The sequence below is a fragment of the Kitasatospora sp. NPDC056783 genome (assembly GCF_042789895.1).
Taxonomy (GTDB): domain Bacteria; phylum Actinomycetota; class Actinomycetes; order Streptomycetales; family Streptomycetaceae; genus Kitasatospora.
Genome location: NZ_JBHUAF010000701.1, coordinates 1 through 1,505 on the forward strand (window position 1 = coordinate 1; position 1,505 = coordinate 1,505).

General features: G+C 70.0%; 2 protein-coding genes. Both read right to left on the reverse strand.

Features of this window, described 5'->3' with window-relative positions; genetic code table 11:
- A partial coding sequence (locus tag ACFRMQ_RS40710; RefSeq protein ID WP_380735969.1) for a hypothetical protein occupies positions 1-305 on the reverse strand: 305 nt, incomplete at its 3' end.
- Positions 302-1,189, reverse strand: a complete 888-nt coding sequence (locus tag ACFRMQ_RS40715) for an oxaloacetate decarboxylase (protein WP_380735970.1) — start codon at positions 1,187-1,189, stop codon at positions 302-304. The genes ACFRMQ_RS40715 and ACFRMQ_RS40710, both read right to left, overlap by 4 nt.
- Between the last annotated feature and the right edge of the window lie 316 nt (positions 1,190-1,505).

Below are 1,505 nucleotides of genomic sequence, written 5' to 3' on the forward strand. Positions count from 1 at the left end.
CCCGAGGCCGGGCGGAGCGAGGGCCCGGACGAGGAATCAGGCCCCAGCAGACCGCCCACCAGCGAGCCGGCACCGTCATGGTCGCTTCCCGCGGAGCCGCTGCCGTTCTGGAGGTTGGCCGTACGGTCGATCTCCAGCCAGGAGTCGGCGTTGGAGTTGTCCACGACGGTGACCAGTGAGCCGCCCGCCGCCGCGGGCGCCGCGGCGCCCGCGAGCAGGGCGCAGGCCCCGACCAGCCCGAGCGCGGTGGCCCGCAGCGCGGTGGCCGGCGAGGGCGGGGCGGGCCCGCGCAGCCCGGCGCTCACGCCGGCACCGCCATCAACCCGCGGGAGCGCGAGATGTTCCGCTCCAGCAGCTCGGTGGACTCCCGCACGCCGACCTGCTCCCGACCCGTGGCCGGGGCGGGCAATCGCCCGTCGGAGCTCTTCAGCTCCGTCAGCGCCTCCTCCACCGCCCGGTGTGCCGCGAACAGGCACGGCGTGCTGTAGATGGCCACGTCGACCCCGAGCGCGGACAGCTCGGAGAGGGACAGCCGGGGCGACTTGCCGCCCGCGATCTGGTTGAACAGCAGCGGCTTGTCGCCGACCGCCCGGCGGATCCGGCGGATCCACTCCTCGTCGCGCACGCCGTCCACCAGCACCACGTCGGCGTCCGTGGCGGCGAGCGCCCGGGCCCGGCGCAGGATGTCCTCCTCCTCGGTGGCGTCGGTCCGCGCGACCACCACGAGGTCCGTCCGGTTGGCGAGGACGAGCTCGAGCTTCTCCAGGTACTCCGCCAGCGGCAGCACGAGCTTGCCGTCCGCGTGCCCGCAGCGGCGCGGCCGCTTCTGGTCCTCCAGGATCACGCCCGACGCTCCGATCCGTTCGAGCCTGCGCACGACGTGGCAGGCCACCTCCGGATCGACGTAGCCGTCGTCGATGTCGACCAGCAGGTGGTGCCGGGGGAACGCCCCGCGCAGCCGCTCGACGAAGCCCACCATGTCGGGCCAGGCGATGAAGCCGATGTCGGGCAGCCCGTAGTACGAGGCCGCGAAGCCGAAGCCGGAGACGAACATGCCGTCGTAGTGCTCGGCCGCGATGGAGGCCGAGTACATGTCGTAGACGCCGATCAACGGCGTCGTCCCCGGGCTCGTGATCTGCGCGCGCAGCTGCCGCCCGGGGCTGTCCGATGCCGTGTTTCCGTGGAACAACGCCTTCTCCTCACTGGGGATGACTTTGCCTGAACTTGGCTTTCACTAGACCGAACTGAGGTGTCATCACTATGAGGCCTTTAATGTTCCGTGGGCAAATCTTTAAGTGAGATTCACTCGCAAGAGTGAGAAATAGTAGAAAATATGAAATACAAAAAAGTGGTCATATGCTGGATAGGGTTCGCGTCGGCGTGGAGCGGCCCTCCGCGTGATGCGGCGGGTCACAGGGACTCCACCCACTCCCCGGGCTCCTCCGGCATGCCCACGCTTCCCGGCACCTGCGGACCGGGCCGGACCGCGCTGGGGACTGGAGGCT